Origin of the sequence: Sporosarcina sp. PTS2304 (assembly GCF_003351785.1) — a bacterium.
Classification (GTDB): domain Bacteria; phylum Bacillota; class Bacilli; order Bacillales_A; family Planococcaceae; genus Sporosarcina.
Map to the genome: position 1 here is coordinate 887,759 of NZ_CP031230.1, position 23,014 is coordinate 910,772.

At 41.5% G+C, this 23,014-nt stretch carries 24 protein-coding genes; 16 read left to right on the forward strand and 8 right to left on the reverse strand.

Translation table 11 applies throughout. The annotated features are described in order from the left end of the window. The first annotated feature begins 84 nt into the window (after positions 1-84). The 7 genes from dnaG (at position 85) to DV702_RS04130 (ending at position 7,410) form a co-directional block, all read left to right on the forward strand. Complete coding sequence (gene dnaG, locus DV702_RS04100; protein ID WP_114923600.1) at positions 85-1,893, forward strand: DNA primase; 1,809 nt, start codon at positions 85-87, stop codon at positions 1,891-1,893. Positions 1,894-1,908: 15 nt separating this feature from the next. Beyond that, the gene (gene rpoD / locus DV702_RS04105) at positions 1,909-3,078 is read left to right on the forward strand and encodes an RNA polymerase sigma factor RpoD (protein ID WP_114923601.1); all 1,170 of its coding nucleotides are present in this window, start codon (positions 1,909-1,911) and stop codon (positions 3,076-3,078) included. Between the two features lie 82 nt (positions 3,079-3,160). Next, positions 3,161-3,727: a hypothetical protein gene (locus tag DV702_RS04110; RefSeq protein WP_114923602.1), complete on the forward strand. Its 567-nt coding sequence runs from the start codon at positions 3,161-3,163 to the stop codon at positions 3,725-3,727. A 99-nt stretch (positions 3,728-3,826) separates the two neighbouring features. After that, entirely contained in the window at positions 3,827-4,966 is a 1,140-nt protein-coding gene (locus DV702_RS04115) for an acyl-CoA dehydrogenase family protein (RefSeq protein WP_114923603.1), read from the forward strand. Between the two features lie 138 nt (positions 4,967-5,104). Next, positions 5,105-5,476 (forward strand): cytochrome c550, encoded by a 372-nt coding sequence (gene cccA, locus DV702_RS04120; protein ID WP_205407219.1) that lies wholly within the window; start codon positions 5,105-5,107, stop codon positions 5,474-5,476. Positions 5,477-5,593: 117 nt separating this feature from the next. Next, positions 5,594-6,292 carry a tRNA (adenine(22)-N(1))-methyltransferase gene (locus DV702_RS04125; RefSeq protein WP_114923605.1) on the forward strand — a complete coding sequence of 233 codons (699 nt, stop codon included), beginning with the start codon at positions 5,594-5,596 and terminating at the stop codon, positions 6,290-6,292. Beyond that, a complete protein-coding gene (locus tag DV702_RS04130) occupies positions 6,289-7,410 on the forward strand; it encodes a Nif3-like dinuclear metal center hexameric protein (RefSeq protein ID WP_114923606.1) in 1,122 nt (373 codons plus the stop codon). The genes DV702_RS04125 and DV702_RS04130 overlap by 4 nt, the downstream gene beginning before the upstream one ends. A 232-nt stretch (positions 7,411-7,642) precedes the next feature. Here DV702_RS04130 and DV702_RS04135 read toward each other — a convergent pair whose 3' ends face one another. Then, positions 7,643-8,608, reverse strand: a complete 966-nt coding sequence (locus tag DV702_RS04135; RefSeq protein ID WP_114923607.1) for a 4-hydroxy-3-methylbut-2-enyl diphosphate reductase — start codon at positions 8,606-8,608, stop codon at positions 7,643-7,645. Positions 8,609-8,677: 69 nt separating this feature from the next. Beyond that, positions 8,678-9,040: a VrrA/YqfQ family protein gene (locus DV702_RS04140; RefSeq protein WP_240315679.1), complete on the reverse strand. Its 363-nt coding sequence runs from the start codon at positions 9,038-9,040 to the stop codon at positions 8,678-8,680. Positions 9,041-9,236: 196 nt separating this feature from the next. On the opposite strand from DV702_RS04140, the gene DV702_RS04145 reads away from it, so the two are divergent. Both DV702_RS04145 and DV702_RS04150 read left to right on the forward strand, forming a co-directional pair. Continuing rightward, a complete protein-coding gene (locus tag DV702_RS04145; protein WP_114923608.1) occupies positions 9,237-10,532 on the forward strand; it encodes a DEAD/DEAH box helicase in 1,296 nt (431 codons plus the stop codon). Further along, a complete protein-coding gene (locus tag DV702_RS04150; protein WP_205407220.1) occupies positions 10,529-11,428 on the forward strand; it encodes a deoxyribonuclease IV in 900 nt (299 codons plus the stop codon). Before DV702_RS04145 ends, DV702_RS04150 begins: the two co-directional genes overlap by 4 nt. Before the next feature lie 503 nt (positions 11,429-11,931). On the opposite strand, the gene DV702_RS04155 is transcribed toward DV702_RS04150, so the two are convergent. Beyond that, positions 11,932-12,174, reverse strand: a complete 243-nt coding sequence (locus DV702_RS04155) for a hypothetical protein (protein WP_114923609.1) — start codon at positions 12,172-12,174, stop codon at positions 11,932-11,934. A gap of 99 nt (positions 12,175-12,273) precedes the next feature. On the opposite strand from DV702_RS04155, the gene DV702_RS04160 reads away from it, so the two are divergent. The 3 genes from DV702_RS04160 to DV702_RS04170 are packed head-to-tail and all read left to right on the forward strand — an operon-like array spanning position 12,274 to position 14,307. Further along, positions 12,274-13,044: a metal ABC transporter ATP-binding protein gene (locus DV702_RS04160; RefSeq protein WP_114923610.1), complete on the forward strand. Its 771-nt coding sequence runs from the start codon at positions 12,274-12,276 to the stop codon at positions 13,042-13,044. Further along, positions 13,041-13,871 carry a metal ABC transporter permease gene (locus DV702_RS04165; protein WP_114923611.1) on the forward strand — a complete coding sequence of 277 codons (831 nt, stop codon included), beginning with the start codon at positions 13,041-13,043 and terminating at the stop codon, positions 13,869-13,871. The genes DV702_RS04160 and DV702_RS04165 overlap by 4 nt, the downstream gene beginning before the upstream one ends. Positions 13,872-13,887: 16 nt before the next feature. Continuing rightward, a complete protein-coding gene (locus tag DV702_RS04170) occupies positions 13,888-14,307 on the forward strand; it encodes a Fur family transcriptional regulator (protein ID WP_114923612.1) in 420 nt (139 codons plus the stop codon). Between the two features lie 201 nt (positions 14,308-14,508). Here DV702_RS04170 and DV702_RS04175 read toward each other — a convergent pair whose 3' ends face one another. From DV702_RS04175 to DV702_RS04195, 5 genes are all read right to left on the reverse strand, one after another. Continuing rightward, complete coding sequence (locus DV702_RS04175) at positions 14,509-14,673, reverse strand: aspartyl-phosphate phosphatase Spo0E family protein (protein WP_114923613.1); 165 nt, start codon at positions 14,671-14,673, stop codon at positions 14,509-14,511. Between the two features lie 323 nt (positions 14,674-14,996). Beyond that, positions 14,997-15,587 (reverse strand): 5' nucleotidase, NT5C type, encoded by a 591-nt coding sequence (locus DV702_RS04180; RefSeq protein ID WP_114923614.1) that lies wholly within the window; start codon positions 15,585-15,587, stop codon positions 14,997-14,999. Beyond that, complete coding sequence (gene ispG, locus DV702_RS04185) at positions 15,584-16,708, reverse strand: flavodoxin-dependent (E)-4-hydroxy-3-methylbut-2-enyl-diphosphate synthase (protein WP_114923615.1); 1,125 nt, start codon at positions 16,706-16,708, stop codon at positions 15,584-15,586. Before ispG ends, DV702_RS04180 begins: the two co-directional genes overlap by 4 nt. Before the next feature lie 51 nt (positions 16,709-16,759). Continuing rightward, positions 16,760-17,104: a hypothetical protein gene (locus tag DV702_RS04190; protein WP_114923616.1), complete on the reverse strand. Its 345-nt coding sequence runs from the start codon at positions 17,102-17,104 to the stop codon at positions 16,760-16,762. A 46-nt stretch (positions 17,105-17,150) separates the two neighbouring features. Then, on the reverse strand, positions 17,151-17,654 hold the full coding sequence (locus DV702_RS04195) for a DUF1189 family protein (RefSeq protein ID WP_162805707.1): 504 nt from the start codon (positions 17,652-17,654) through the stop codon (positions 17,151-17,153). 240 nt (positions 17,655-17,894) lie between these two features. On the opposite strand from DV702_RS04195, the gene DV702_RS04200 reads away from it, so the two are divergent. The 4 genes from DV702_RS04200 to DV702_RS04215 all read left to right on the forward strand — a co-directional run bounded on the left by DV702_RS04200 (position 17,895) and on the right by DV702_RS04215 (position 22,988). Beyond that, the gene (locus DV702_RS04200) at positions 17,895-19,526 is read left to right on the forward strand and encodes a Na/Pi cotransporter family protein (protein WP_114923618.1); all 1,632 of its coding nucleotides are present in this window, start codon (positions 17,895-17,897) and stop codon (positions 19,524-19,526) included. 19 nt (positions 19,527-19,545) lie between these two features. Beyond that, positions 19,546-20,028, forward strand: coding sequence for a DUF456 domain-containing protein (locus DV702_RS04205; protein WP_114923619.1), 483 nt, complete (start codon positions 19,546-19,548; stop codon positions 20,026-20,028). Positions 20,029-20,115: 87 nt separating this feature from the next. Next, positions 20,116-20,724 carry a superoxide dismutase gene (locus tag DV702_RS04210; protein ID WP_114923620.1) on the forward strand — a complete coding sequence of 203 codons (609 nt, stop codon included), beginning with the start codon at positions 20,116-20,118 and terminating at the stop codon, positions 20,722-20,724. 101 nt (positions 20,725-20,825) lie between these two features. Next, a complete protein-coding gene (locus tag DV702_RS04215) occupies positions 20,826-22,988 on the forward strand; it encodes a peptidoglycan D,D-transpeptidase FtsI family protein (protein ID WP_114923621.1) in 2,163 nt (720 codons plus the stop codon). The last annotated feature ends 26 nt before the right edge of the window (positions 22,989-23,014 follow it).

Below are 23,014 nucleotides of genomic sequence, written 5' to 3' on the forward strand. Positions count from 1 at the left end.
AAAAGTAATACGAATCATGTCGATAAAGAAGGGTTTTTGTGAAAAGCATCGAATGTAGGTATATAGAGTAGAAATGGTGATAGAATGACAAGAATATCTGACGAGACAATTGAGGAAATTCGTGCAGGAACCGACATTGTCGATTTGATCAGTGAATATGTTCAACTAGCTAAAAGAGGGAAGAATTGGTTTGGTCTTTGCCCATTCCATGAAGAAAGCAGCCCTTCATTCTCTGTCTCAGAGGACAAGCAACTATTTCATTGTTTTGGTTGTGGAGCAAGCGGCAATGCCATTACATTTATGATGGATATAGAAAACAGAACCTTCATTGACTCTATTGTTCAGCTTGGCAGTAGAATGGGTATAGAGCTAGAGGCTTCTGAAAGTGAGTCGGCAACAAAAAGCTCGTCTAATCAAAATATGTTAAAAGCCTATACGTTGGCGGCCAATTTTTATAGCCATCTGCTCTTAAACACTATGGAAGGCGAAAAAGCATTAGAATATCTAGAAAAAAGAGGATTTACGCGTGATCAAATCGAACAATATGAGATAGGATGGTCACCTGTTCAATCAGATGCACTGTCAGCACTCTTAAAAAGACAAGGCTTTGATCTAAAAGAGATGGAAACGGCGGGACTTTGTTTTCAAAAAGAAGACGGATCGGGATATTTCGACCGTTTCAGAGGGAGAATCATGTTTCCTATTCAAGACGATAATGGTGCCACAATTGCGTTTTCCGGAAGAAGACTAACGGACTCAACGTCAGAGGCCAAATATATCAATAGTCCTGAAACCCCTATCTTCGAAAAGAGTAAAGTTTTGTTTAATTTTCATCGCGCACGTCTTAATGTTCGGAAAACGGGTAAAGTAGTATTATTCGAAGGTTTCATGGATACGATTGCCGCAGATCGCGGTGGTATAGGAAATACGGTAGCTGTTATGGGTACTGCGTTATCTGGACATCATATAGTGAAGCTAAAGCGAATGGCAAAAAAAGTCGTCATTTGTTGCGATGGGGATTCCGCTGGCTGGGGGGCCGCCAAACGATTCGCCGATCACTTAATAGATAGCGGAATGGATGTACTAATAGCGACCCTGCCTGATCGTATGGATCCTGATGATTATATTACGGAGTTCGGAGCCGAAGTGTTTATGGAAAAAATTCTTGATCAGCCACTTTCATATAACTCTTTTGTTGCAGCTTTTTATAGAAGAGATAAGAATTTAACTGTTGATCATGACATTAAACAATACGTCCATGAAGTATTTAGTGAACTCGCTCACCGTTGTTCTCCTATTGAGAAAGATTTACTCATACAACAACTCCATAGTGAAACGCACGCTTCAAAAGAATCGCTTGGGCAGGAGTTTACCAAGTCTATTGCGAAAAAGACTAAGCAAGCGCGTGATACCAATCCGGTTGAAGAAAGTCGATCTGGACAGACTACAAGAGCGCCCGTAGGTAGAACGGAGACAGATCGTGCTGAACTATTATTGCTTGCCCATCTATTGATGGATGCAGATCTATTTGAAGAAAAACGTCTAGAACTTCAAGAGTTATTTGTTAGAGAAGATATTATGAAAATATTTTTTAAGTTAGCTGCATTTTATGAACAGTATGATGTGCCTAACTACCAACGATTTACTGAAATGCTCGATGACCGACAGTTGCAAAGTGTCGTCATGGGTGCTATTCACGCCGATCGTTCACAGGAAAATATACAAAGAGAAGTCGAAGATTGTATCCGTCACTTGAAGCGAAATCAGATAAAACGATTAATTGAACAAAAACAGCACGAATCAAAAGAAGCAGAAAAAAGGAACGACTTATCAAAGGCAATGGAGTTGGGCTCAGAAGTCATCCAACTTTTGAGATCGTTAAAGGTTCTGTAAGGAGGTATAGTCACTATGACAAAAGAAGAACAAGCGGGCGGAGTAGAAATGACGCTAGAAGAAGCAAAAGCGGCTATTATTGAGGCTGGTAAAAAAACAGGTGAACTATCATTAGAAGAAGTGACTGAAAAACTGGCATCTTTCGAAATGGAACCGGATCAGTTCGAAGAGTTTCTAGATCAAATAGAAGCATCAGAAATTGAGATGGACAGAAAAGAAGAAGCAGACCCTAAGAATGAAAAGGAAGAGCAGTTTGATTTAAATGATTTAAGTGTGCCGCCAGGAGTCAGAATTAACGATCCCGTTCGTATGTATTTGAAGGAAATCGGACGAGTAGACTTGCTGACAGGTAAAGAGGAAGTAGACTTAGCTATTCGTATTCAAGAAGGAATCGAAGCGGAAGCAGAGTTAGCAGAAACAGAAAAAATGACCCCTACAATTGATGCAGCTATTATTCGTGGTGAGAATGCGAAAAAGAAATTAGCCGAAGCCAATCTGCGGTTAGTTGTCAGTATCGCAAAACGCTATGTCGGTCGCGGAATGTTATTCTTGGACTTAATTCAGGAAGGAAATATGGGACTGATCAAAGCAGTTGAGAAATTTGACCATACGAAAGGTTTTAAATTTAGTACGTATGCCACATGGTGGATTCGTCAAGCGATCACTCGTGCGATTGCTGACCAAGCACGTACCATTCGTATTCCGGTGCATATGGTGGAAACGATCAATAAATTGATTCGAGTGCAGAGACAACTTTTGCAAGATTTAGGGCGCGAACCTTCTCCTGAGGAAATTGGTGAAGAAATGGATTTAACGCCAGAAAAAGTTCGTGAAATTTTAAAAATTGCACAAGAACCCGTCTCGTTGGAAACTCCTATTGGGGAAGAAGATGATTCGCATTTAGGTGATTTCATTGAAGATTCGGAAGCGCAGTCTCCATCCGATCATGCCGCATATGAGTTGTTAAAAGAACAACTGGAAGATGTCTTGGATACATTGACAGACCGTGAAGAAAATGTTCTGCGTCTTCGTTTCGGTTTAGATGATGGTCGTACACGGACACTAGAAGAAGTAGGGAAAGTCTTTGGTGTCACACGCGAAAGAATCCGCCAAATTGAAGCGAAAGCCCTTCGAAAGTTGCGCCACCCTTCACGTAGTAAGCGATTAAAAGACTTTTTAGAGTAATAGATGCATCGGCTTTGAACTAGCCGATGCTTTTTTTGCAGTCGCAACAAAGTAAAAGATAGGAATTATTGGAGGAGAAAGGATGACAAAGGAAAAGAAACAATTAATTATTTCAGAAATCCGCTATTGGAAAGAAAATAAACTTCTGCCTGAGCATTATTGTGATTTCTTAATTACATTGTATGCACAAGGTGAAAATCCTGATGAAGTGGCAGAAAAAGAAACGTCTACACTACAGAAAGAACGTACGCGCTTGAGAGCTAAACAGTTTATGGTGTTATTCTTTAGTTTGCTGTTAGCTAGTCTAGCATCGGTCGTCATGTTTTTATATACGGAATATCCGACTGCTACATTGATCACCGCCGCTATTTTGTCATTGACATTTCTAGCAATTGTTACGAGAAAGTCATTTATTAAAAACGGTTTTGCACCGTTAGTATACATAGCACTAGCATTTTTATTGTTAATGATGTCATTGAAAATTTGGACGACGTATTTTCCTAATGATACGACACTTTTGATTGCGCTACTCGTGTTAAATTGCAGTCTCTGGTTATTTACCGGAAGAATTTTAAAATTATTATACTTCACAATTTCAGGTTCGCTTGGCTTATTGACAATTGTTGCATTCCTAATTTTATCCTTATAATCACCTAACCGGACAGAGAGGCAATGAATGTATTGCTAATCTCTGTCCCTTTTCTATATAATGAAATGTAAGGGTTTTCATAAGAGGAGGATGATCAAGATGAATTTTGATTTAACTCAAGAACAGCAAATGGTGAAAAAATTGATGAGAGAGTTTGCGAATGAAGAAGTAGCACCTGGGGCAGTGGAACGTGATCGAACAGGGGAGTTTCCGTTAGAAATATTTAAGAAACTATCTGCCATGGGAATGATGGGCTTGCCGTTCCCGGAAACATATGGCGGAGCAGGAGCAGATACGATTAGTTTTGCCATTGTGACAGAAGAATTAAGTAGAGCGTGTGCGTCCACAGGCATCACGTACTCGGCGCATATTTCATTAGGCGGTGCACCTTTACATTTATTCGGAACAGAGCAACAAAAAGAACAGTATTTAACACCGATTTGTACAGGGGAATCTTTCGGTGCATTTGGGCTTACTGAGCCGAATGCAGGATCGGATGCTGGTGGGACGGAAACAACTGCTGTGCTGAAAGATGGCAAGTATACGATTAATGGTTCAAAAGTCTATATTACAAATGCCAGCTATGCTAAGCACTTAGCAATTACAGCGATTACAGGACGGTCTGACGGAAAGAAAGAGATTAGCGCCATTATTGTACCGACAGACGCTGCAGGCTTTACAATTATTGATAACTACGAAAAAATGGGGCTTCATGCGTCGAATACAACAGAACTCGTGTTAGATGAAGTAGTTGTACCAGAAGAAAACTTGCTCGGTGAACGTGGCAAGGGCTTCCAACAATTTCTCGTGACATTGGATGGAGGTAGGATCGGTATTGGCGCGATGGCAGTCGGGATCGCCCAAGCTGCATATGAGCGTGCATTAAACTACTCCAAAGAGCGGAAACAGTTCGGTCAAACACTTTCTTCATTCCAAAGTACGCAGTTTAAACTTGCGGATATGGCCATGAAAATTGAACTTGCAAGAACGATGGTTTATAAAGCGGCTTGGCTGAAAGATCAGGGAAGAAAGTTTACAAAAGAGGCTTCTATGTGTAAGTTGTATGCATCTGAAATTGCGATGCAAGTAGCCAACGAAGCGATTCAAATTCATGGCGGCTATGGCTATATGCGCGAATATGAAGTGGAACGCTATTTGCGTGATGCGAAGCTTTTAGAGATTGGTGAAGGAACCTCTGAAGTCCAGCGAATGGTCATTGCTAGACAAATTGGTTGCTAATTCTAGAATTATGGCGAAACTGTCACAAAAGGTTAAAAGTCCGCCAATAACACTTTCAGTTTTCTCATGAATACAGTACAATGTTAATTGTGAACTGTATCTTTTACAGAATAGATTCTGGTGAAGGAGGGTAATCCAATGAATAAAAATCCTGTTGTACCATTTCTTTTGATTTTCGCACTCGGAATTGGACTGATTTTCTTCTTGTCACTTTATGGTTTAGATCAAAAAGAAGAAATTGCTGGACCGGATGAAGAAGAAGCTACGCAAGAAGAAAGTGCAAATACTGGCGAATTTGATGCAGAAGCTGTCGCACAACAAAAGTGTGTAAGTTGTCACGGTGATAACTTATCAGGCGGAATGGGGCCTGCTCTAAATGGCCAAGCATTCGGTGCTGAAGAAATGCATGACGCAATCAAAAACGGCGTTCCAGGAACTGCAATGCCTGGTGGACTTGTTCTAGACGACAACATAGATGAAATGGTAGATTACATTTTATCACTAGACTGATTGCTTACTTACAAAATAGAGCTATTAAACCTTGGAAGTCCTCGGTTTAATAGCTCTTTTGCATTGCAGGAACGATCCTCCGACTATACAATAGAATGGAATGAAAGGCGGGAACTTATGAACACGAATCAATTATCAAAACGTCTTGCGCTAGTGGCGAGTTTCGTTCCACGCGATACCGTACTCGCTGACATTGGAAGCGACCATGCATATTTACCGTGCTATTTGACGAATAAAGGAATCATTTCAAAAGCAATCGCCGGAGAAGTAGTAAAAGGCCCGTATGATCAGGCAGTACGAAATGTACAAGCCAATGGTTTCGGGGACAAGATAGACGTCCGTCTAGCAAATGGACTTCAAGCGATTCAACCAACAGACGGAGTGGAAACAGTAACGATTGCAGGAATGGGTGGCACATTAATCGCTAGCATTCTAGAATCAGGCAAAGATTGTCTTGCTGGTGTGAAGCGGATTATTGCACAACCAAATATTTATGCAATTGCTGTCCGTCAATGGGCAGTAGAAAATGGTTTTTTTATCGTGGATGAAGAGATTTTGCTAGAGGATGGAAAAATCTATGAAGTCGTTGTGTTAGAAAGAGGAATAGCCCACTATACCCCAACGGAACTGTTAGTAGGCCCCATTCTTAAAGAGAAGGCGTCTGCTGTTTTTCATGCGAAATGGGAGAGAGAAATGCAAGAATGGAATCGTGTATTAACGGCTCTCAATCAGGCGGAACAAACCGAAGAGATTCAGCAGAAGAAAGCATCCATTGAATATCACTATGAACTAGTTAGGAAGGTGTTAGCGACATGAAAAAAGCAAATGGTCATCAAATTATCGAAGTTTTTGAAAGTTGGTCACCGAAACGGCTAGCGTTTGAAGGAGATCCGGTAGGTTTACATATCGGCCAATTAAATCGTCCTGTTGATAAAGTACTTATCACACTCGATGTAAATGAACGAGTAATTGATGAAGCGATTGAACAGGGAGCGACACTCATTATCGCGCATCATCCCCCTCTCTTTCGTCCTGTGAAAACGATTTGGACAGATTCACCGCAAGGAAAGATGATCGAAAAATGTATCAAGCATGATATTGCCGTTTACGCAGCGCATACGAATCTCGATATTGCTGAAGGAGGCGTCAATGACATGCTTGCCGAACGTTTGGGTATTATGGATACAGAGCCGATTGAAGTGACAGATTCAGAGCACTTGGTGAAACTTGCGGTTTTTTGTCCACAGTCGGAAGCGAATGCTCTGCGCCAGCAATTAGCTATAGCGGGAGCGGGTGCTATCGGAGATTACACAGGTTGTAGTTTTAGTTCGCAAGGGATTGGACGATTTACGCCAGTAGATGGTGCAAATCCGACGATTGGAGAAGTAGGAGAAGCTACTTGTGTAGAGGAAGAACGTATTGAAGTGGTCTTCCCTGAAAGTTTGCAGTCAAAAGTACTGAAGGCAATGTTTAGCGCACATCCATACGAAGAGCCTGCATTTGATTTGTTTAAGATGCAGCAGAAAACGAACGTGCAAGGGATTGGACGTGTGGGTTATATTGCGGAGAGTTTGACGTTACAGCAATTCGCTGAGCATGTGAAGCAAGCATTCGGTGTGCCTGCTTTACGTTTTGTTGGTGATCCAAAGACATTGGTGCGTAAGGTGGCGGTTCTTGGCGGTGATGGGAATAAGTATATTTCGGCTGCTAAGCGTAAAGGGGCAGATGTGTTAGTTACGGGCGATTTGTATTATCATGTGGCTCAAGATGCGGAGGCTTTGGGGCTTGCAGTCGTGGATCCGGGTCATAATGTGGAGAAGATTATGATTGCGGGTGTGGCGGAGAAGTTGTCTGTGCTTTGTCAAGATAAGAGTTTGGATGTGACGTGTGTAGAGTCTAAAGTGATTACAGAGCCGTTTCAGTTTTTAGTTTGAGTTAGCGGTGTTTGGTCGTGACTCGACTTCGTTTTCGGTTTCTGGAGTTAATAAGGGTTCAAATTCCAGTTATTGCTTCGGCGCGTGGGGGGATTGCTGTCCCTCAGCGCTGAAGTGAATTCAGTGAACCGATCACTTTCAAAATCCGTAACGGTACTAAGTAATCTTGCATTACCCAAAATCTTTCCATGAAAAAAACTGCCCTAAAGCAAGGGCAGTTTTTATTTCCATCTTAAGGCTCAATCCGAACGACCGGACTTGGATTTTTAATCTTCGGCAAAATCTTCTCCAACTTAAATTTACGCTCCGGATGATGCGTGGCAGGATCTTCTGCATCGAAGTCGCCTAAGTATGCTATAACCTCTCTGACGATCACAGTTGGCGTAGAAGCGCCTGCTGTGACAGCTACCGTCTCAATATCCATCAACCACGCAGGATCGATTTCTGACACGTCAGAGATACGATAAGAAGGCGTATTGGCGATTTCTACAGACACTTGCGTTAACCGATTGGAGTTATTACTCTTTGGATCGCCGACGACAATAAGTAAATCCGCTTCGCCCGCTTGCTCGGCTACTGCTTCTTGACGTACTTGTGTAGCTAAACAAATTTCCTGATGAACTTCAATATGCGGAAACTTTCGCTCTAACTCTTCCATCAAATGTGCGACATCCCATTGACTCATCGTTGTCTGGTTAGTTACCAACAGTTTTTCATTATAGATCTCCAGATTTTCAATATCTTCTAGTCGTTCGATCAAATGAACTGAATCCGGAGCGACTCCGATGGCGCCTTCTGGTTCAGGGTGATGCTTTTTGCCAATGTACAAAATATCATAACCTTCCGCCACTTTCTCTTCAATTAAATGATGAGTGACAGAGACGTCAGGACATGTGGCATCAATTGCAACTAATCCTTTTTCTTTTGCCAATTTACGTACTTCCGGAGAAACACCGTGTGCAGTATAGATGACTGTTCCTTTATCGACTTTTCGCAAAATATCTAGACGGTTTTCGCCATCCAATGTAATGATGCCATCTTCTTCGAAAGCGTCTGTTACGTGTTTATTATGGACAATCATACCTAATATATAAATGGGTCTAGGTAACGATTTGTCAAGTGCAGCGTTTCTAGCAATGACCATCGCATCCACCACACCATAACAGTAGCCTCTTGGTGAAATCTTGAGTACTTTCATTTCTTCCACTCCACTCTTCTAGTAAGTTCTCTTTCATTATAGCCGAGTTTCGCGAGTGATTCAAAGAGTTCAGAAGGGAGGTTGATAAATTCGCGGTGCCGCAGGCTGATCACTTGGTATGGAACGTGACGGATTGCCCGCTGCGACTGGGTTTGCTGTTTGTGGCGTAGGTGCATCCGGAATAGATTGAAAACCTTTATATAAACGCCACATAGCGGGTAAATTTTGAAGCATTGGGGCAACCTGTTGCACAATAGGCGCAAATTGTTGTGCGGTATTTAAGAAACGATTGGCTGTCTGCATATATTGATCGGCGCGGGAGAGACCTGGTTGGTTCGCTTGCGACTGTTGAAATCCTTGCATAGAACTTGGAGGTAGCTGAGGACTGCTAGTTCCAGGACTTGGCATGCCTTGAGTGAAAGGTGACTGCATTCCACCTCCTTGAAATTGTGGAGGAGGACCGGGTCTCATTGGCGTCTGTTGATTACTAAACGGATAAAATGATTGGTATCTCATGACGAGCTCCTTTCCGATTTTTTCTTCGTACAACTATACTATCCTATGCGAAAAAAACTACTGATGGTACCGAATCATGTTACAATAAGATATAAGCTAGAGGAGGAACGATATGTCGAAATTTACAGATTACCAGTTCAAACCGTTTTTGAGGGAAGCCATTCAAAAGTTAGGGTTTGAAGAGCCGACACCGATACAAAAAGAAATGATTCCATTGATTATGAAAAATACGAGTGCGATTGGCCAGGCGCATACAGGAACGGGAAAATCCCACAGTTTCTTAATTCCGCTTGTCGAAAAAATTAATATAGACCTCGATGAACTTCAAACCGTTATCACTGCACCTACTCGCGAGTTAGCTGTGCAATTACACGACGAGTTGAAGAAGTTAATTGAAGGCAGTGACATTAAAACTGCTATTCTTATCGGGGGAACGGATAAAAAACGCTCTGCTGAACGTTTACGTAGCACACCGCATATAATTGTCGGCACACCAGGTCGTATACAGGATATGTCGGAAACAGGGGCGTTGGCCATTCACACGGCTACGCAACTCGTAATTGATGAGGCAGATCTCGCATTTGATATGGGCTTCATTGAAGATATTGATAAATTTGCTTCTAGAATGCCGAGTCAGCTGAACATGTATGTATTTTCTGCAACTATTCCAGAGAAATTGAAGCCGTTTTTGGCTAAATATATGAATTCTCCTGTCCACGTACAAATGGACGATAAAAAACCACTGACAGAGAATATGCATTATTCATTAGTTCCTGTTAGAAGTATGGATAAAAACAAAAAGTTACTGCATGTCATGGATGCTATACAGCCATATTTAGCTATTATTTTTATGAATACGAAGCAAAATGCTAATCAGTTAGCTAACTATTTAGCAGAACACGGCCATAAAGTGGGACGGATTCATGGGGATTTAACGCCGCGGGAACGTACCCGAACGATGAAGCAAGTGCGTGATCTAGAGTTTCAATATATCGTCGCAACAGATCTCGCAGCACGCGGTATTGATATTCCAGGTGTCAGCCATGTCATCAACTTCGAATTACCGGAAGACCTTGAATTCTTTATTCACCGAGTAGGTCGTACTGCTCGAGCAGGTCTTCAAGGGACAGCGATTACGTTGTATGAGCCATCTGATGAAGATGCGATTAACCGTATTGAAAAGCTCGGCATTCCATTCATTCACGAAGATGTTAAAAATGGCGAATGGGTTGAAGTGAAAGAACGTCAAGCTCGTAAAAAACGTGTCCGTGAAGTGGATGAAATTGATTTGAAAGCGACATCTATTATTCGTAAGCCAGATAAAGTGAAACCAGGTTATAAGAAAAAAATGGCTGAACAACAAGAAAAATATAAAAAGAGACAAAGGAGAATGAAGAAGAGAACATGACAAATGAAATCCTTCTAGGTTCCCATGTATCAATGAGCGGTAAAAAAATGCTTCTTGGTTCCAGTGAAGAGGCGCTCGGCTATGGAGCGAATACTTTTATGATTTATACAGGAGCCCCACAAAACACTAGACGTAAACCGATCGAGGAATTGAATATTGCGGATGGATTAAAGCATATGGCATCGAACGGACAGTCAAATGTCGTCGTACACGCACCGTATATTATTAATCTGGCGAATACGACGAAGCCGGAAACGTTTCGTCTAGGCGTGGATTTTTTACAACAGGAAATCCAGCGTACAGAAGCACTAGGGGTGAATCAAATTGTCTTGCACCCCGGCGCTCACGTAGGGGCGGGTTCAGCTATAGGCATCGATAAAATTATCGAAGGTCTCAATGAAGTGCTGTCTGAAGACGCTACTGTTCGTATCGCGCTTGAAACAATGGCTGGAAAAGGTACTGAATGTGGCAGAAGTTTTGATGAAATTGCCAAAATCATTGATGGTGTTGAAAATAATGATCGTTTATCCGTCTGCTTTGACACATGTCACGTTCATGACGCAGGGTATGATATCGTCAATGACTTCTCTGGCGTACTAGATACGTTCGATCAAATTGTCGGGCTTGACCGAATCTCTGTTATTCATGTAAATGACAGTAAAAATGTGTGCGGAGCAGGAAAAGACCGCCATGAAAATATCGGCTTTGGTCATATTGGTTTTGAAGCTCTCGCGTACATTGTGCATCATCCTGCATTTAAAAATGTGCCTAAAATTTTAGAAACACCTTTTGTTGGAACGGACAAAGCAAATAAAAAAGCACCGTATGCGATTGAAATCGACATGCTGAAATCAAATAACTTTACACCTGAACGACTACAACAATTACAAAACTAACTACTGGTGCTGTCCAATAAGTCCCTAAATAAATCAGGCAGAGAAAAACGAATTGTTTTTCTCTGCCTGATTTTGGTTTGTAGTCGTTCACAGTTGAAAGTAGCCGGCGGATGCTCGCTACTTTCAACAGATTGTGAACCAGTGCGACGATTCCTAACTCCGTATGAACCTTTTCAAGGTCACGGAGCGATGCCGTAAGTTCTTCTATAGAAAAAGTGAGCTGTTCTGTGGTATACTGTTCGTAATAATCTTTGGATTGCGCATAAAAAATCGTCCTTTCGTAGAGTGGGTTAGGTAACTTTATTCTACTAGAATGGGCGATTTTTTTGTACCTATTGAAGCAAGATATCGAGTGGATTTTCGTTCCAGGCGGCGACCCCTCCCGAACGCGTCCGCCTGGAACGGAAAGGAACGGCGAAGAGAGGATTCTTCTATTCGTTTCACGAGAAAAAGGGCTGTCACAGAAACTCAGTTCTTACTGACTTTCTGGACAGCCCCTTTTTCTATTGCAGACGGTGCTGTTGTAAATAATACTGCGTTTTTTCATAACCGATAATTTGCGCTATACGTTCTATGAAAGAAGGAGGAACCCCTGTAAATAACCAAGAAAGCGACACTTCGTCTAACAGTGGACGCAATTGCTGTATTTCCGCAATAGATAACTGTACGCCGTTTTCAGCTGCATAGCGCTTTGCCTCGTCGTCTGATAACATTTTCATCTGCTGAATTAATTGTAATACATCCATCACTATCAAATCCTTTCAATTGGTTGTATCCCATCGCAAATTCCTATATAATTCATAAAGTAATCGGAATGATTCCGAATTAAAGGAAGGGATATGTATATGGCCAATTCCATTATTAAACTAGAACATATATCACATAATTATCATCACTCCGTTGCACTTTCTGATGTGAGTCTCGAAGTGAAGTCGGGAGAATTTTGGGCTTTGATCGGCCCAAACGGTTCGGGAAAATCGACGTTGCTTAAAATTATATTAGGGTTATTAAAGCCGACAAAAGGAACGATACAGCTGTTTGGCGGTCCGATCGATTCATTTAAACAACAACAACGGATCGGCTATGTTTCGCAAAAGTCGAATGCGTTTTCGACGAAGTTTCCTGCAACTGTACTAGAAGTTGTCAAAAGTGGGTTGGCGAGCCGAAAAGGACTTTTCAAGCGCTATACAAAAGAAGACGAACAAAAGGCGATTGATGCATTGCACGTTGTGAAAATGGCAGATTTCAAGCATGAAAGCATCGGTAATTTATCAGGCGGGCAACAACAGCGTGTATTTATCGCACGAGCTCTCGTAGGTCAACCGGATTTACTCATTATGGATGAACCGACTGTCGGGATTGACCGGCAAAACGTAGAATCCTTTTATACTATGCTGAGTGAACTAAATCGTGAATACGGTATTGCGATTTTGTTAGTAACACATGAAATTGATGTGGTAACGCAGCTCGCGACACATATTGCTTGTCTAAACCGTACCATTCATTTCCATGGGCCTCACGAAGATTATGATAAAATGACTGAATCCGAATTGTCAGGCTGGTACGGACATCCTATTCGTCGATTGCATCAAAAAGAAATGGAGCCTCTGACATGATTGAAGCCATTTTTACTTATGAATTTTTACAGAATGCAGTATTGTCCGGACTCATTATCGGGATCATTGCACCGATGCTTGGATTATTTATTGTAGTCCGTCGCATGGCGATGATTTCTGATGCGTTAAGTCATGTAGCCTTGGCGGGTATTGCGGGAAGTTTATATTTAAGTCAACAAGTATTATTTTTCGCCGCGTTAAATCCTGTCTACTTAGGAATGGGAGCTGCGGTCGTTGGTTCTTTGCTAATTGAGCGTTTGCGTAGAGTGTATAAAAGTTTTGAAGAGTTAGCCATTCCAATTATTTTATCTGCGGGGATAGGCTTCGGAGCTATTTTTATTTCATTGGCTAAAGGATTTGGCACGGATTTAGTCGGGTATTTATTCGGCTCAGTTTCTGCAGTGAGCCGCCAAGACTTGTATGTTGTCATAGTTATTGCGGTTATTGTAATTGCGTTCTTATATTTATTGTACAAGGAATTGTTTTCATTGGCATTTGATCCAGAGTATGCGAGAGTGTCGGGGATTAATGAAAAAATGATTCAGGCAGTATTTATGATTATTACCGCTTTGGTCATTGGGGCTTCTATGCGGATCGTTGGTATATTGCTTGTGTCTTCGTTAATGACATTGCCAGTGGCCGCAGCTATTCAAGTGGCGAAAAGTTATAAAGGTGCATTATTATATTCTATTGTATTCGGAGAAATCGCAGTAATTATTGGTTTGATTTCAGCTTACTATTTGGATATTGCACCTGGCGGGACTATTGTTGTCACGTCAGTCGTAATTTTATTAGGCGTCCTTTTTGGCAAAAAGTTGTGGTCATAGAAAGGAGCGATTTCATATGACTATCGATGAAGCATGGGATATTTTATTGAAACATGAGTATAAAAGAACGAAAAATAGAGAGATATTATTGCGCTTTTTTGATGAGGCAGATCATTATGTAACAGCCATGGAAGTGCGTAATGCGGTAGGGCAGGATAATCCGGGGATTAGTTTTGATACCATTTATCGTAATTTAGCGGTATTTTCGAAGCTGGGGATTCTTGATGAAACAGAGTTGAATGGCGAGCGTCTATTTCGCATGCAATGTGCGATCGATCATCACCATCATCATTTTATTTGCACGACTTGCGGAAGTACGAAATCGATTCCGAGCTGCCCGATGGATATGGTTACGGTCAATTTATCAGAGTATGAAATTGAAGGGCATAAATTTGAGATTTACGGAAAATGTCCGAGATGTATTAAGAAACAGTAGATGTGTCGAACTGTGAAAAGGCGCTTGTGTATTCGTAATGCAGCGGTGACTTACGATGAATGAACTAAAAAATAGTTGGAAGTTTTCACTATTAGCAATTCATAACTAAATCAGGCAGAGAAAAACATTTCGTTTTTCTCTGCCTAATTTATGTATCGGAAAGTTTTTTCAATAGAGTAAAGTTGTAGGAAATTACAAAAGTCAGTCACAAATGCCTTGTATTCTGTTTAACAGGTGATCCAGTTCACTGCTGCATTTAACGACGCTTGGATGTGTAAATCCTAATTGTCCTGCTTTTTTATACATAATCAGCTTTTTTAATTTAATTCTAAATAATATATACTTCATTGTAATAGCACTCTTCATTTTTAATCCTCCATACTATAATAATACGCTTCAAATTGTATTCGTCATTTCATGTATGTATAGAAGCAACAAGTTCATCATATAAAGTTTAAATAGAAAAACATGTCGTATTTTGGTGTGCTAGTAAATATTTAGCGTATTATGGCGTAATTGTGTACATTGTGAGATTGTTCTAACGACTCTTATATAATGCCAATCCTGATGATTAACTATATTATGGATAATTTCTCATTCATTTATTTAAAAGCGAATTTGACTATGGCAATTGATTGGAGTGGGGCTGACCATAGAAAAAGAACATCGCTAGACAGCGATGCTCTACATTACTTGCTCGTAATCATTTCAGAAGTGTGAAACAGTTGTTTAACGTATTGATCCGCTTGTTGCCAGTTCGCTACGCGGATGACGCCTTTTGGAATAGGTTCTTGATTGTACGGTGTGTCAAACAGAAATACCGGAATATCTAGTTCTTCGTGGATTCCCACTGCGTTGTCATGCTTGTCCTCGAAAAAAGCATCTACGTTAAATCGTTTGGCTGTTTCGATTTTATGGTGAGTTCCGATTAATTCTACATGATCGTATGGGATTTGTTGTTCATGAAACCAGTTCGTTGTGGATTCAAAAACATTTTGTCCGCGGGCTGAAATATAAAATAACTCATATCGTTTCTGCCAACTCGTCAACACCTCTTTAGCAAACTGTTGGGCGGGAGACGTTTGATAGATTAGTTCTTCTGTTTCCTTGTACCATTTGCCGAATAATTCGGGATCTACATCAAATGCTTTCGTCAAATCATACTCTTTAATGTCAGCGAGTGTCAGATTAGAGCCGAAACGCTTATTGATATGTGGTAACAGGGCGGTTGGACATGTTACGGTTCCGTCAATATCAATGCCGAAACGGATGTTTTTCATTCCGTAACGCCACCTTGAACGAGAGCCTCTTCTTGTCGTTTCTTTTCAAAATAAGCTTCTGCTAAAATATCGATTTCCTTTTTCAATTCTTCTACCATTGTTTCTTCCGGTACTTTACGAACCGTTTTTCCGTGCATGAATAGTAACCCTTCACCGCGGGCTCCAGCGATACCGATATCCGCTTCTCTCGCTTCTCCGGGGCCGTTTACCGCGCAACCTAGTACAGCTACTTTTAGAGGCGCTTTAATATTTGAAATATATTCTTCGACTTCATTTGCGATAGAGATTAAGTCGATCTCAATACGTCCGCACGTTGGGCAAGAAATAAGAGTTGCAGAGTTCGATGATAAACCAAATACTTTTAATAACTCTTTTGCAACTTTAATTTCTTGAACAGGATCTGCACTTAACGAGACGCGCATCGTGTTTCCGATTCCCGCAGAGAGTAGGGAACCAAGACCTGCGGCGCTCTTAATAGATCCCGCAAATAGTGTACCTGACTCCGTAATACCTAAGTGCAGTGGGTAATCGAATGCTGCAGCCGCCAATTTATAGGCTTCGATCGCCAAGTTGACGTCAGACGCTTTGAGTGACACGATAATATCATGGAAATCCAAATCTTCCAGGATTTTAATATGATGCAGCGCACTTTCTACCATACCTTCTGCTGTAGGGTAGCCATATTTTTCAAGAATCTTCTTCTCTAATGACCCCGCATTCACGCCGATACGAATAGGAATCCCTTTCGCTTTCGCTGCATTAACGACCGCTTCAACTTTTGCTTGACGACCGATATTCCCTGGATTGATACGGATTTTATCGGCACCTTGTTCGATAGCGATCAGTGCTAATTTATAGTCGAAGTGGATGTCTACAACGAGTGGAATGTTGATACGCTTTTTGATTTCACCAATTGAATAGGCTGCACGCTCATCTGGACAAGCGACACGTACAATCTGACAACCTGCTTCTTCTAAACGCATGATCTCTGCTACAGTTGCTTCCACATCATGTGTTTTCGTAGTCGTCATACTTTGTATAAAGAGTTCATTACTTCCTCCGATCGTCAAGTTACCGACTTTAACCGGACGGGTGTTGGAACGATGTGTCATTTCAGTCATTGCTTCTCTCTCCTTCAAATGAATACATTTCATCAATAGATGGAATGGAATTTACTTATTTTCGTTGTCTTGACAAATAGGTTCTGATGGTTTGCCAATAGGCAGTTTAATTTGTTCACCAGCTTGAAACTGCTGTTTTTCTAGATAAGGATTAATGGAGTAAAATTGTTCCAATCGTTCTAGAAAATTTTGCGCCGGATCTGGATATAATGCGAATAACGATTCTATTGTATCACCTTCTACCACACGAATGACAATTGCGTGATTGGGTGTTTCCTCCATACAGGACGTTTCCTCCTCAAAAAAGGCTGCAAGAGGGATTGTCCCATCTGTCAAATCCACACGAACAAAATGAACAATACAAAAAACAGTGAGTGCAAGTAAAAGTATTCTCATAGTCCATCCCTCCTGCTTCACACTATGCGGCAGAAGAGAAGACTATTCATTGCGGCTGTTTTGGATAGTACGTAGCTGCCCGCCAGACGTAGAGTAAATGGACGACTGATGCGATCCAAATACTGTATGGTTGCATCATCGGTATAAATTCAAACGCCATGGTCAGCAAGATAGGAAGTGTCGCAGCAATCGCAGCAGTTCGCCACATAAACCGAAATTCACCTCGGCGACGCAATAGTTTCAATAGCAATACTCCTATAATAGCAAAAATACTGACGCGAATAAATAAATACGATGTAATAATGACTAACTGTAGTACAAAAGCGATCGGATAAATCAGTAAACCGATTGTATCGCCTATTTCAGCTAATTCCGGTGAAGATTGGAATATAGAATGATCACCCAGTACAAACTGTAGAAAAGACACAGCTGTGTACAAGAAGATGAAAACAAATATGTATTGAATGACTTTACCGATCGACAGTAAGCGAAACGCAGCTAGTTTCTTTGGTTCGTGCAATGACGCAGTAAAGAGCTGATGAAATTTCACTGACTCGGCCTCCCTTTGTAGTATAGTCTATCATCTTTCGTAAACGTTCATGTTACGTGGGAATTCGACAGTTTTATGACAAATTATTACCGCATTGTAAAGGGCATGTAAAGATTGACGTTCGCTACTTTACATTCTCCCGCTTACCAAACATAATAAGATGGAACTTCACAGGCACAAAGCGTGACTGGCGAAGTCGGTAGTCCATACATAAATCGTTTGATGGAGGTTGACAATTCAATGGAAGTGAACTGGCAAGAAGTAATTTTCCAATTTCTTGGGGGCTTAGGAATTTTCCTATTCGCAATTAAGTACATGGGGGATGGATTGCAGAAGGCGGCGGGGGACAGACTTCGTGCAATCTTGGATCGTTTTACTACCAATCCATTCATGGGCGTTCTTGTCGGTATAATCGTAACGGTGTTAATTCAGTCCAGTTCGGGTACTACTGTTATTACAGTCGGTCTAGTAAGTGCTGGATTTATGACGCTTCGCCAAGCAATTGGCGTCATTATGGGTGCGAACATCGGAACAACTGTAACGGCATTCATCATTGGTCTAGACGTTGGAGCTTATGCACTTCCTATTATGGCGTTCGGTGCGTTTCTCATTTTCTTCATCCCGAAAGCTAAAGTGAAGAACTTAGGAGAAGTTGTCTTCGGTTTCGGTGGATTATTTTTAGGTTTAGAACTGATGAGTGACGGTATGAAACCATTACGTACATTAGAAGCGTTCTCGGATATTACACTTGCGATGAGTGAGCATTCGCTCTTAGGCGTTGTTGCTGGAACAATCTTCACATTAGTCGTACAAAGTTCAAGTGCGACTGTCGGAATTTTGCAAGGTCTTTATGCTGAAGACCTCGTAACGATGAAAGCAGCGTTGCCGATTCTTTTCGGTGACAATATCGGGACGACGATCACTGCGGTTTTAGCTGCAATTGGCGCTTCTGTTGCTGCTAGACGTGCTGCTGCAACACATGTATTGTTCAATGTTGTTGGTACGGTAGTCTTTATGTTGTTGTTGATTCCGTTCACCGCATACGTAGAATGGATATCAGGTGTCTTGAACTTGGAAAGTAAAATGCAGATTGCGTTCGCACACGGGTCGTTTAACATTGCGAATACCATTCTTCAATTCCCGTTTATCGGTGCATGGGCATACTTTGTCACGAAGATGATTCCGGGGGAAGATGTCACGATCGAATACAAGCCGAAACACCTCGACCCGCGTTTTATCGCACAATCACCAGCTGTTGCGATTGGTCAGGCGAAAGAAGAAATTATTCGTATGGGTGATTTTAGTGTGCAAGGTCTACACGAATCCTTTGAATATTTGAAAACGGGTCAGAAGAAACACGCAGAGACGGCCTATCAAATAGAGGATGCCATTAATAACTTGGATCGAAAGATTACGGATTACTTAGTGGAAGTATCTTCAGTTACCGTATCGCCAGCAGAATCTGCACGACATGTCATGTTAATGGATAGCGTTCGCGATATTGAGCGAATCGGAGATCACTTCGAAAATATAATTGAATTAATTGATTTACGTGAAACGAATAAATTGAAGTTAACAGATGATGCAATGGATGATTTAACTGAAATGTTCACGTTAACTATTGAAACAGTTGAAAAAGCTATTGAGTCATTGGATAAAAATGATACGAGTCTTGCGCGCACGGTTTCTGAGAAAGAAGATTTGATTGATAACATGGAGCGTCGTTTCCGTAAAAATCATATTCTACGTCTAAATGAAGGAAATTGTAGTGCACAAGCAGGAATGGTGTTCGTTGATATCGTTTCAAACTTGGAGCGAATCGGTGACCACGCAGTAAATATTGCAGAAGCGATTTTAGGAAAGCATATTTGATAACGGAGGAGTGAGCGGAATGTTGTGGATCGGATGGATAGTAGCCATTGTCATGTTTGTGATTGCGTTCGCCGGATTGATCTACCCAATCATTCCTTCTGTCATCTTTATACTAGCCGGTTTCTTGCTATACGGAGCAATCGTCTCTTTTGAAGAGCTGACTTGGTTATTTTGGATCATTGAATGTCTGTTTGTCGTGTTGCTGTTTGGTGCGGATACAATAGCGAATTTAGTCGGCGTAAAAAAGTTCGGTGGTAGTAAGGCAGGGATGTGGGGAAGTACGATCGGTTTATTAATTGGACCATTTGTCATTCCGGTAGCCGGTATTTTAATCGGTCCATTTCTTGGAGCCATTATTGCGGAATTAATCGTCACACGTTCAGGCATAACACAAGTAGTCAAAACAGGTATCGGATCAGTTGTTGGTTTCGTAACATCGGTCGCAGTAAAAGGGCTGTTAATGGTTGTCATGATCATCATCTTTTTACTTTTTCTTCGATAAAAGTCCCTTTTAATTGAATGATTCTTCATATTTTGATAATGTGAAGGAGTAGGGCAAAACAGAGATAAATTAGAGGAGGAATGGAAAATGGCTTATGAATTACCAGAACTACCATACGCTTATGACGCGTTGGAGCCACACATCGACAAAGAAACGATGAACATCCATCACACGAAACACCACAACACGTACATTACAAACGTGAACAACGCACTTGAAGGTCATGATGAACTTCTTAACATGCCAGTTGACGAGCTAATCGCAAACTTGGACAAAGTTCCAGAGGACAAGCGCGGAGCTGTTCGTAATAACGGTGGTGGACACTCAAACCACTCATTATTCTGGACAATCCTTTCACCAAACGGTGGCGGCAAACCAACTGGAGAAGTTGCAGAAGCAATCGACAAAAAATTCGGTAGCTTTGACGCGTTCAAAGAAGAATTTGCTAAAGCAGCAACTACACGCTTTGGTTCAGGTTGGGCTTGGCTATCAGTAAACAACGGAGAAGTTGAAGTAACATCAACTCCTAACCAAGACTCTCCATTCATGGATGGCAACACACCATTGCTTGGGCTTGACGTTTGGGAGCACGCATACTACTTAAACTACCAAAACCGTCGTCCGGACTACATTTCAGCATTCTGGAACGTAGTAAACTGGGACGAAGTTGAAAAACGCTACCAAGCAGCTAAATAATTGAAACCTGACACACATCTAGTTCGTCTAGATGTGTGTTTCTCTTTGTTTTCATGTTATAATTTAGCATACATAACCAATTCACAGAAAGGAGATTCCTGTTGAAGAAAAACCAGAAAAAGACGGATCAGTCAAAAGCGACTCAACGTCAACACATTCCATTTCGAATGAATTTTCTCTTCGTGGCGATATTCGCCCTTTTTTCTTTGCTAATATTTCGTTTAGGGTATTTGCAAATTGTAAAAGGCGACGATTATACAAGTGCGCTAGAACGGACAGAAGAAATCGCGGTAAACACTAGTACACCAAGAGGAAGAATTTTCGACCGCAATGGGCAAGTACTCATAGACAATGAAGCGAAAAATGCCATTACATATACTAAAACGTCTTCTACGACTTCAGCAGAAATGTTGAAGCTTGCCAGAAAAATATCGAAATGGATGGCGGCCGATACGAAACGAGTGACAATAGGTGATAAGCGAGATTTTTGGATCTTATTGAACCCTGAAGAAGCCGCAAAAAAGGTTCCAAAAGAAGAACAGATCAGCTTGAGTGAAGATGACAAACTATCGAAAAAAGATGTCCAAAGACAAATCAATCAGTTAACGCGTGATCGAATTACTGACGAAGAACTCTCTTCGTTAACGTCTGAGGATATAAAAGTGCTCGCCATTTACCGTGAAATGATGGCGGGATATGCCTATTCACCGCAAATCATCAAAAGTGATGGTGTGACAGATAGAGAATTTGCGATTATTTCTGAACGACTGGATGAATTGCCCGGCTTTAATACGACTACTGATTGGGAACGTGTCAAAAAGTCGGATAGCGCCATATTAGGGTCTACTACGAGTCCGGTAGAAGGAATTCCGCGTTCTCATGTAAACTATTTTCTGGCACGTGATTATTCCAGAAATGACCGTGTCGGCAGAAGTTATTTGGAATCCTATTATGAAGATTTATTAAAAGGTCAAAAAACGATCGTCAAAAACATTAAAGATCGAACAGGCAAAGTAATAGAAACGAAAACGGTGAAAGAAGGAGTGCCGGGGAAAGATCTCGTCTTAACGACAGATTCTGACCTGCAGCATGCACTGGAAGATGTCGTATCGAATAAATTATTACGACTAAAACAAACACCGAATACTAGTGCGTTAGAGTCAGCATTCTTAGTCATGCTAGACCCAAATAATGGCGAGATCCTTTCGTTAGTCGGTAAGAAAGTTGTGAAAGATGAATCGACAGGAAAATGGGCGATTCAAGATTATACATTCGGTACATTTACTTCAGCCTATGAAGTAGGTTCCACGGTCAAGCTTGCAACAATGCTGACAGGATATCATGAAGGAGCTGCACGGATCGGCGAAGTGAAAATTGACCAACCGATCAATGTCGGTGGTAGATATAAGCGTTCTCTATTTAACCCTAATGGTCGCGTAGCGCTGAATGACATTTCGGCAATTGGACGATCATCAAACGTCTATATGTTCCGTATCGCAATGGGGCTAGGTAATGCTGTTTATCGTCCAGGACAAGGGCTGCCAATTGATAAAAAGGCGTTCGATACATTCCGGGAGAACTTTGCTTCCTTTGGATTAGGGGTGAAAACGGGAATTGATCTGCCGGGTGAATATACCGGAGTGACCGGGACGGAAACGATCCCTGGGAAGCTCCTTGACTTTTCGATCGGCCAGTTCGATACGTACACACCATTGCAAATGGCTCAATATGTAGCGACGATTGCATCAGATGGCAAACGAATTGCCCCGAGAATCCTTAAGGAAATTCGAGAACCGTCACCAGATGGCGATGTGCTCGGCCCTTTAGTTGAAGAGCGACCTGTCCAACTATTAAACTACATTAAAAACTCGCAACCAGAAATTGACCAAGTAAAAAAAGGTATGCATTATGTTTACTATGGAAATAACGGAACGGCGTCGGGTTTACTGGCCGGTGCCTCTTATGACGGAGCGGGTAAGACGGGAACGGCGGAGTCTTTCTATTATACTGGCAACAAATCAAATCCCGTCATTCCGACAATCAACCTTTCACATGTCGGCTATGCACCTTCTAAAAATCCAGAAGTGGCCTATTCGGTAATCGTGCCGTATATTTCAACAAATACGAAACGTTATCCTTCCGCAACTGCAAGTGAAATTGCGAGAGAAGCGCTAGATGTATTCTTCGACTTGAAGAGACAGCGTAATGCGGAATCTATCAAGACATCTTCACCAGAGATCAAAATTAAAAAAGTGGATGAATAAAAACAACCTCCTGGGCATACGCGGGA

Excerpts from the sequence above, each read along its gene's own strand:
- dnaG (WP_114923600.1), top strand. The coding sequence starts at position 85 with ATGACAAGAATATCTGACGAGACAATTGAGGAAATTCGTGCAGGAACC.
- rpoD (WP_114923601.1), top strand. The coding sequence starts at position 1,909 with ATGACAAAAGAAGAACAAGCGGGCGGAGTAGAAATGACGCTAGAAGAA.
- DV702_RS04110 (WP_114923602.1), top strand. The coding sequence starts at position 3,161 with ATGACAAAGGAAAAGAAACAATTAATTATTTCAGAAATCCGCTATTGG.
- DV702_RS04115 (WP_114923603.1), top strand. The coding sequence starts at position 3,827 with ATGAATTTTGATTTAACTCAAGAACAGCAAATGGTGAAAAAATTGATG.
- cccA (WP_205407219.1), top strand. The coding sequence starts at position 5,105 with ATGAATAAAAATCCTGTTGTACCATTTCTTTTGATTTTCGCACTCGGA.
- DV702_RS04125 (WP_114923605.1), top strand. The coding sequence starts at position 5,594 with ATGAACACGAATCAATTATCAAAACGTCTTGCGCTAGTGGCGAGTTTC.
- DV702_RS04130 (WP_114923606.1), top strand. The coding sequence starts at position 6,289 with ATGAAAAAAGCAAATGGTCATCAAATTATCGAAGTTTTTGAAAGTTGG.
- DV702_RS04135 (WP_114923607.1), bottom strand. The coding sequence starts at position 8,608 with ATGAAAGTACTCAAGATTTCACCAAGAGGCTACTGTTATGGTGTGGTG.
- DV702_RS04140 (WP_240315679.1), bottom strand. The coding sequence starts at position 9,040 with ATGCAGTCACCTTTCACTCAAGGCATGCCAAGTCCTGGAACTAGCAGT.
- DV702_RS04145 (WP_114923608.1), top strand. The coding sequence starts at position 9,237 with ATGTCGAAATTTACAGATTACCAGTTCAAACCGTTTTTGAGGGAAGCC.
- DV702_RS04150 (WP_205407220.1), top strand. The coding sequence starts at position 10,529 with ATGACAAATGAAATCCTTCTAGGTTCCCATGTATCAATGAGCGGTAAA.
- DV702_RS04155 (WP_114923609.1), bottom strand. The coding sequence starts at position 12,174 with ATGGATGTATTACAATTAATTCAGCAGATGAAAATGTTATCAGACGAC.
- DV702_RS04160 (WP_114923610.1), top strand. The coding sequence starts at position 12,274 with ATGGCCAATTCCATTATTAAACTAGAACATATATCACATAATTATCAT.
- DV702_RS04165 (WP_114923611.1), top strand. The coding sequence starts at position 13,041 with ATGATTGAAGCCATTTTTACTTATGAATTTTTACAGAATGCAGTATTG.
- DV702_RS04170 (WP_114923612.1), top strand. The coding sequence starts at position 13,888 with ATGACTATCGATGAAGCATGGGATATTTTATTGAAACATGAGTATAAA.
- DV702_RS04175 (WP_114923613.1), bottom strand. The coding sequence starts at position 14,673 with ATGAAGAGTGCTATTACAATGAAGTATATATTATTTAGAATTAAATTA.
- DV702_RS04180 (WP_114923614.1), bottom strand. The coding sequence starts at position 15,587 with ATGAAAAACATCCGTTTCGGCATTGATATTGACGGAACCGTAACATGT.
- ispG (WP_114923615.1), bottom strand. The coding sequence starts at position 16,708 with ATGACTGAAATGACACATCGTTCCAACACCCGTCCGGTTAAAGTCGGT.
- DV702_RS04190 (WP_114923616.1), bottom strand. The coding sequence starts at position 17,104 with ATGAGAATACTTTTACTTGCACTCACTGTTTTTTGTATTGTTCATTTT.
- DV702_RS04200 (WP_114923618.1), top strand. The coding sequence starts at position 17,895 with ATGGAAGTGAACTGGCAAGAAGTAATTTTCCAATTTCTTGGGGGCTTA.
- DV702_RS04205 (WP_114923619.1), top strand. The coding sequence starts at position 19,546 with ATGTTGTGGATCGGATGGATAGTAGCCATTGTCATGTTTGTGATTGCG.
- DV702_RS04210 (WP_114923620.1), top strand. The coding sequence starts at position 20,116 with ATGGCTTATGAATTACCAGAACTACCATACGCTTATGACGCGTTGGAG.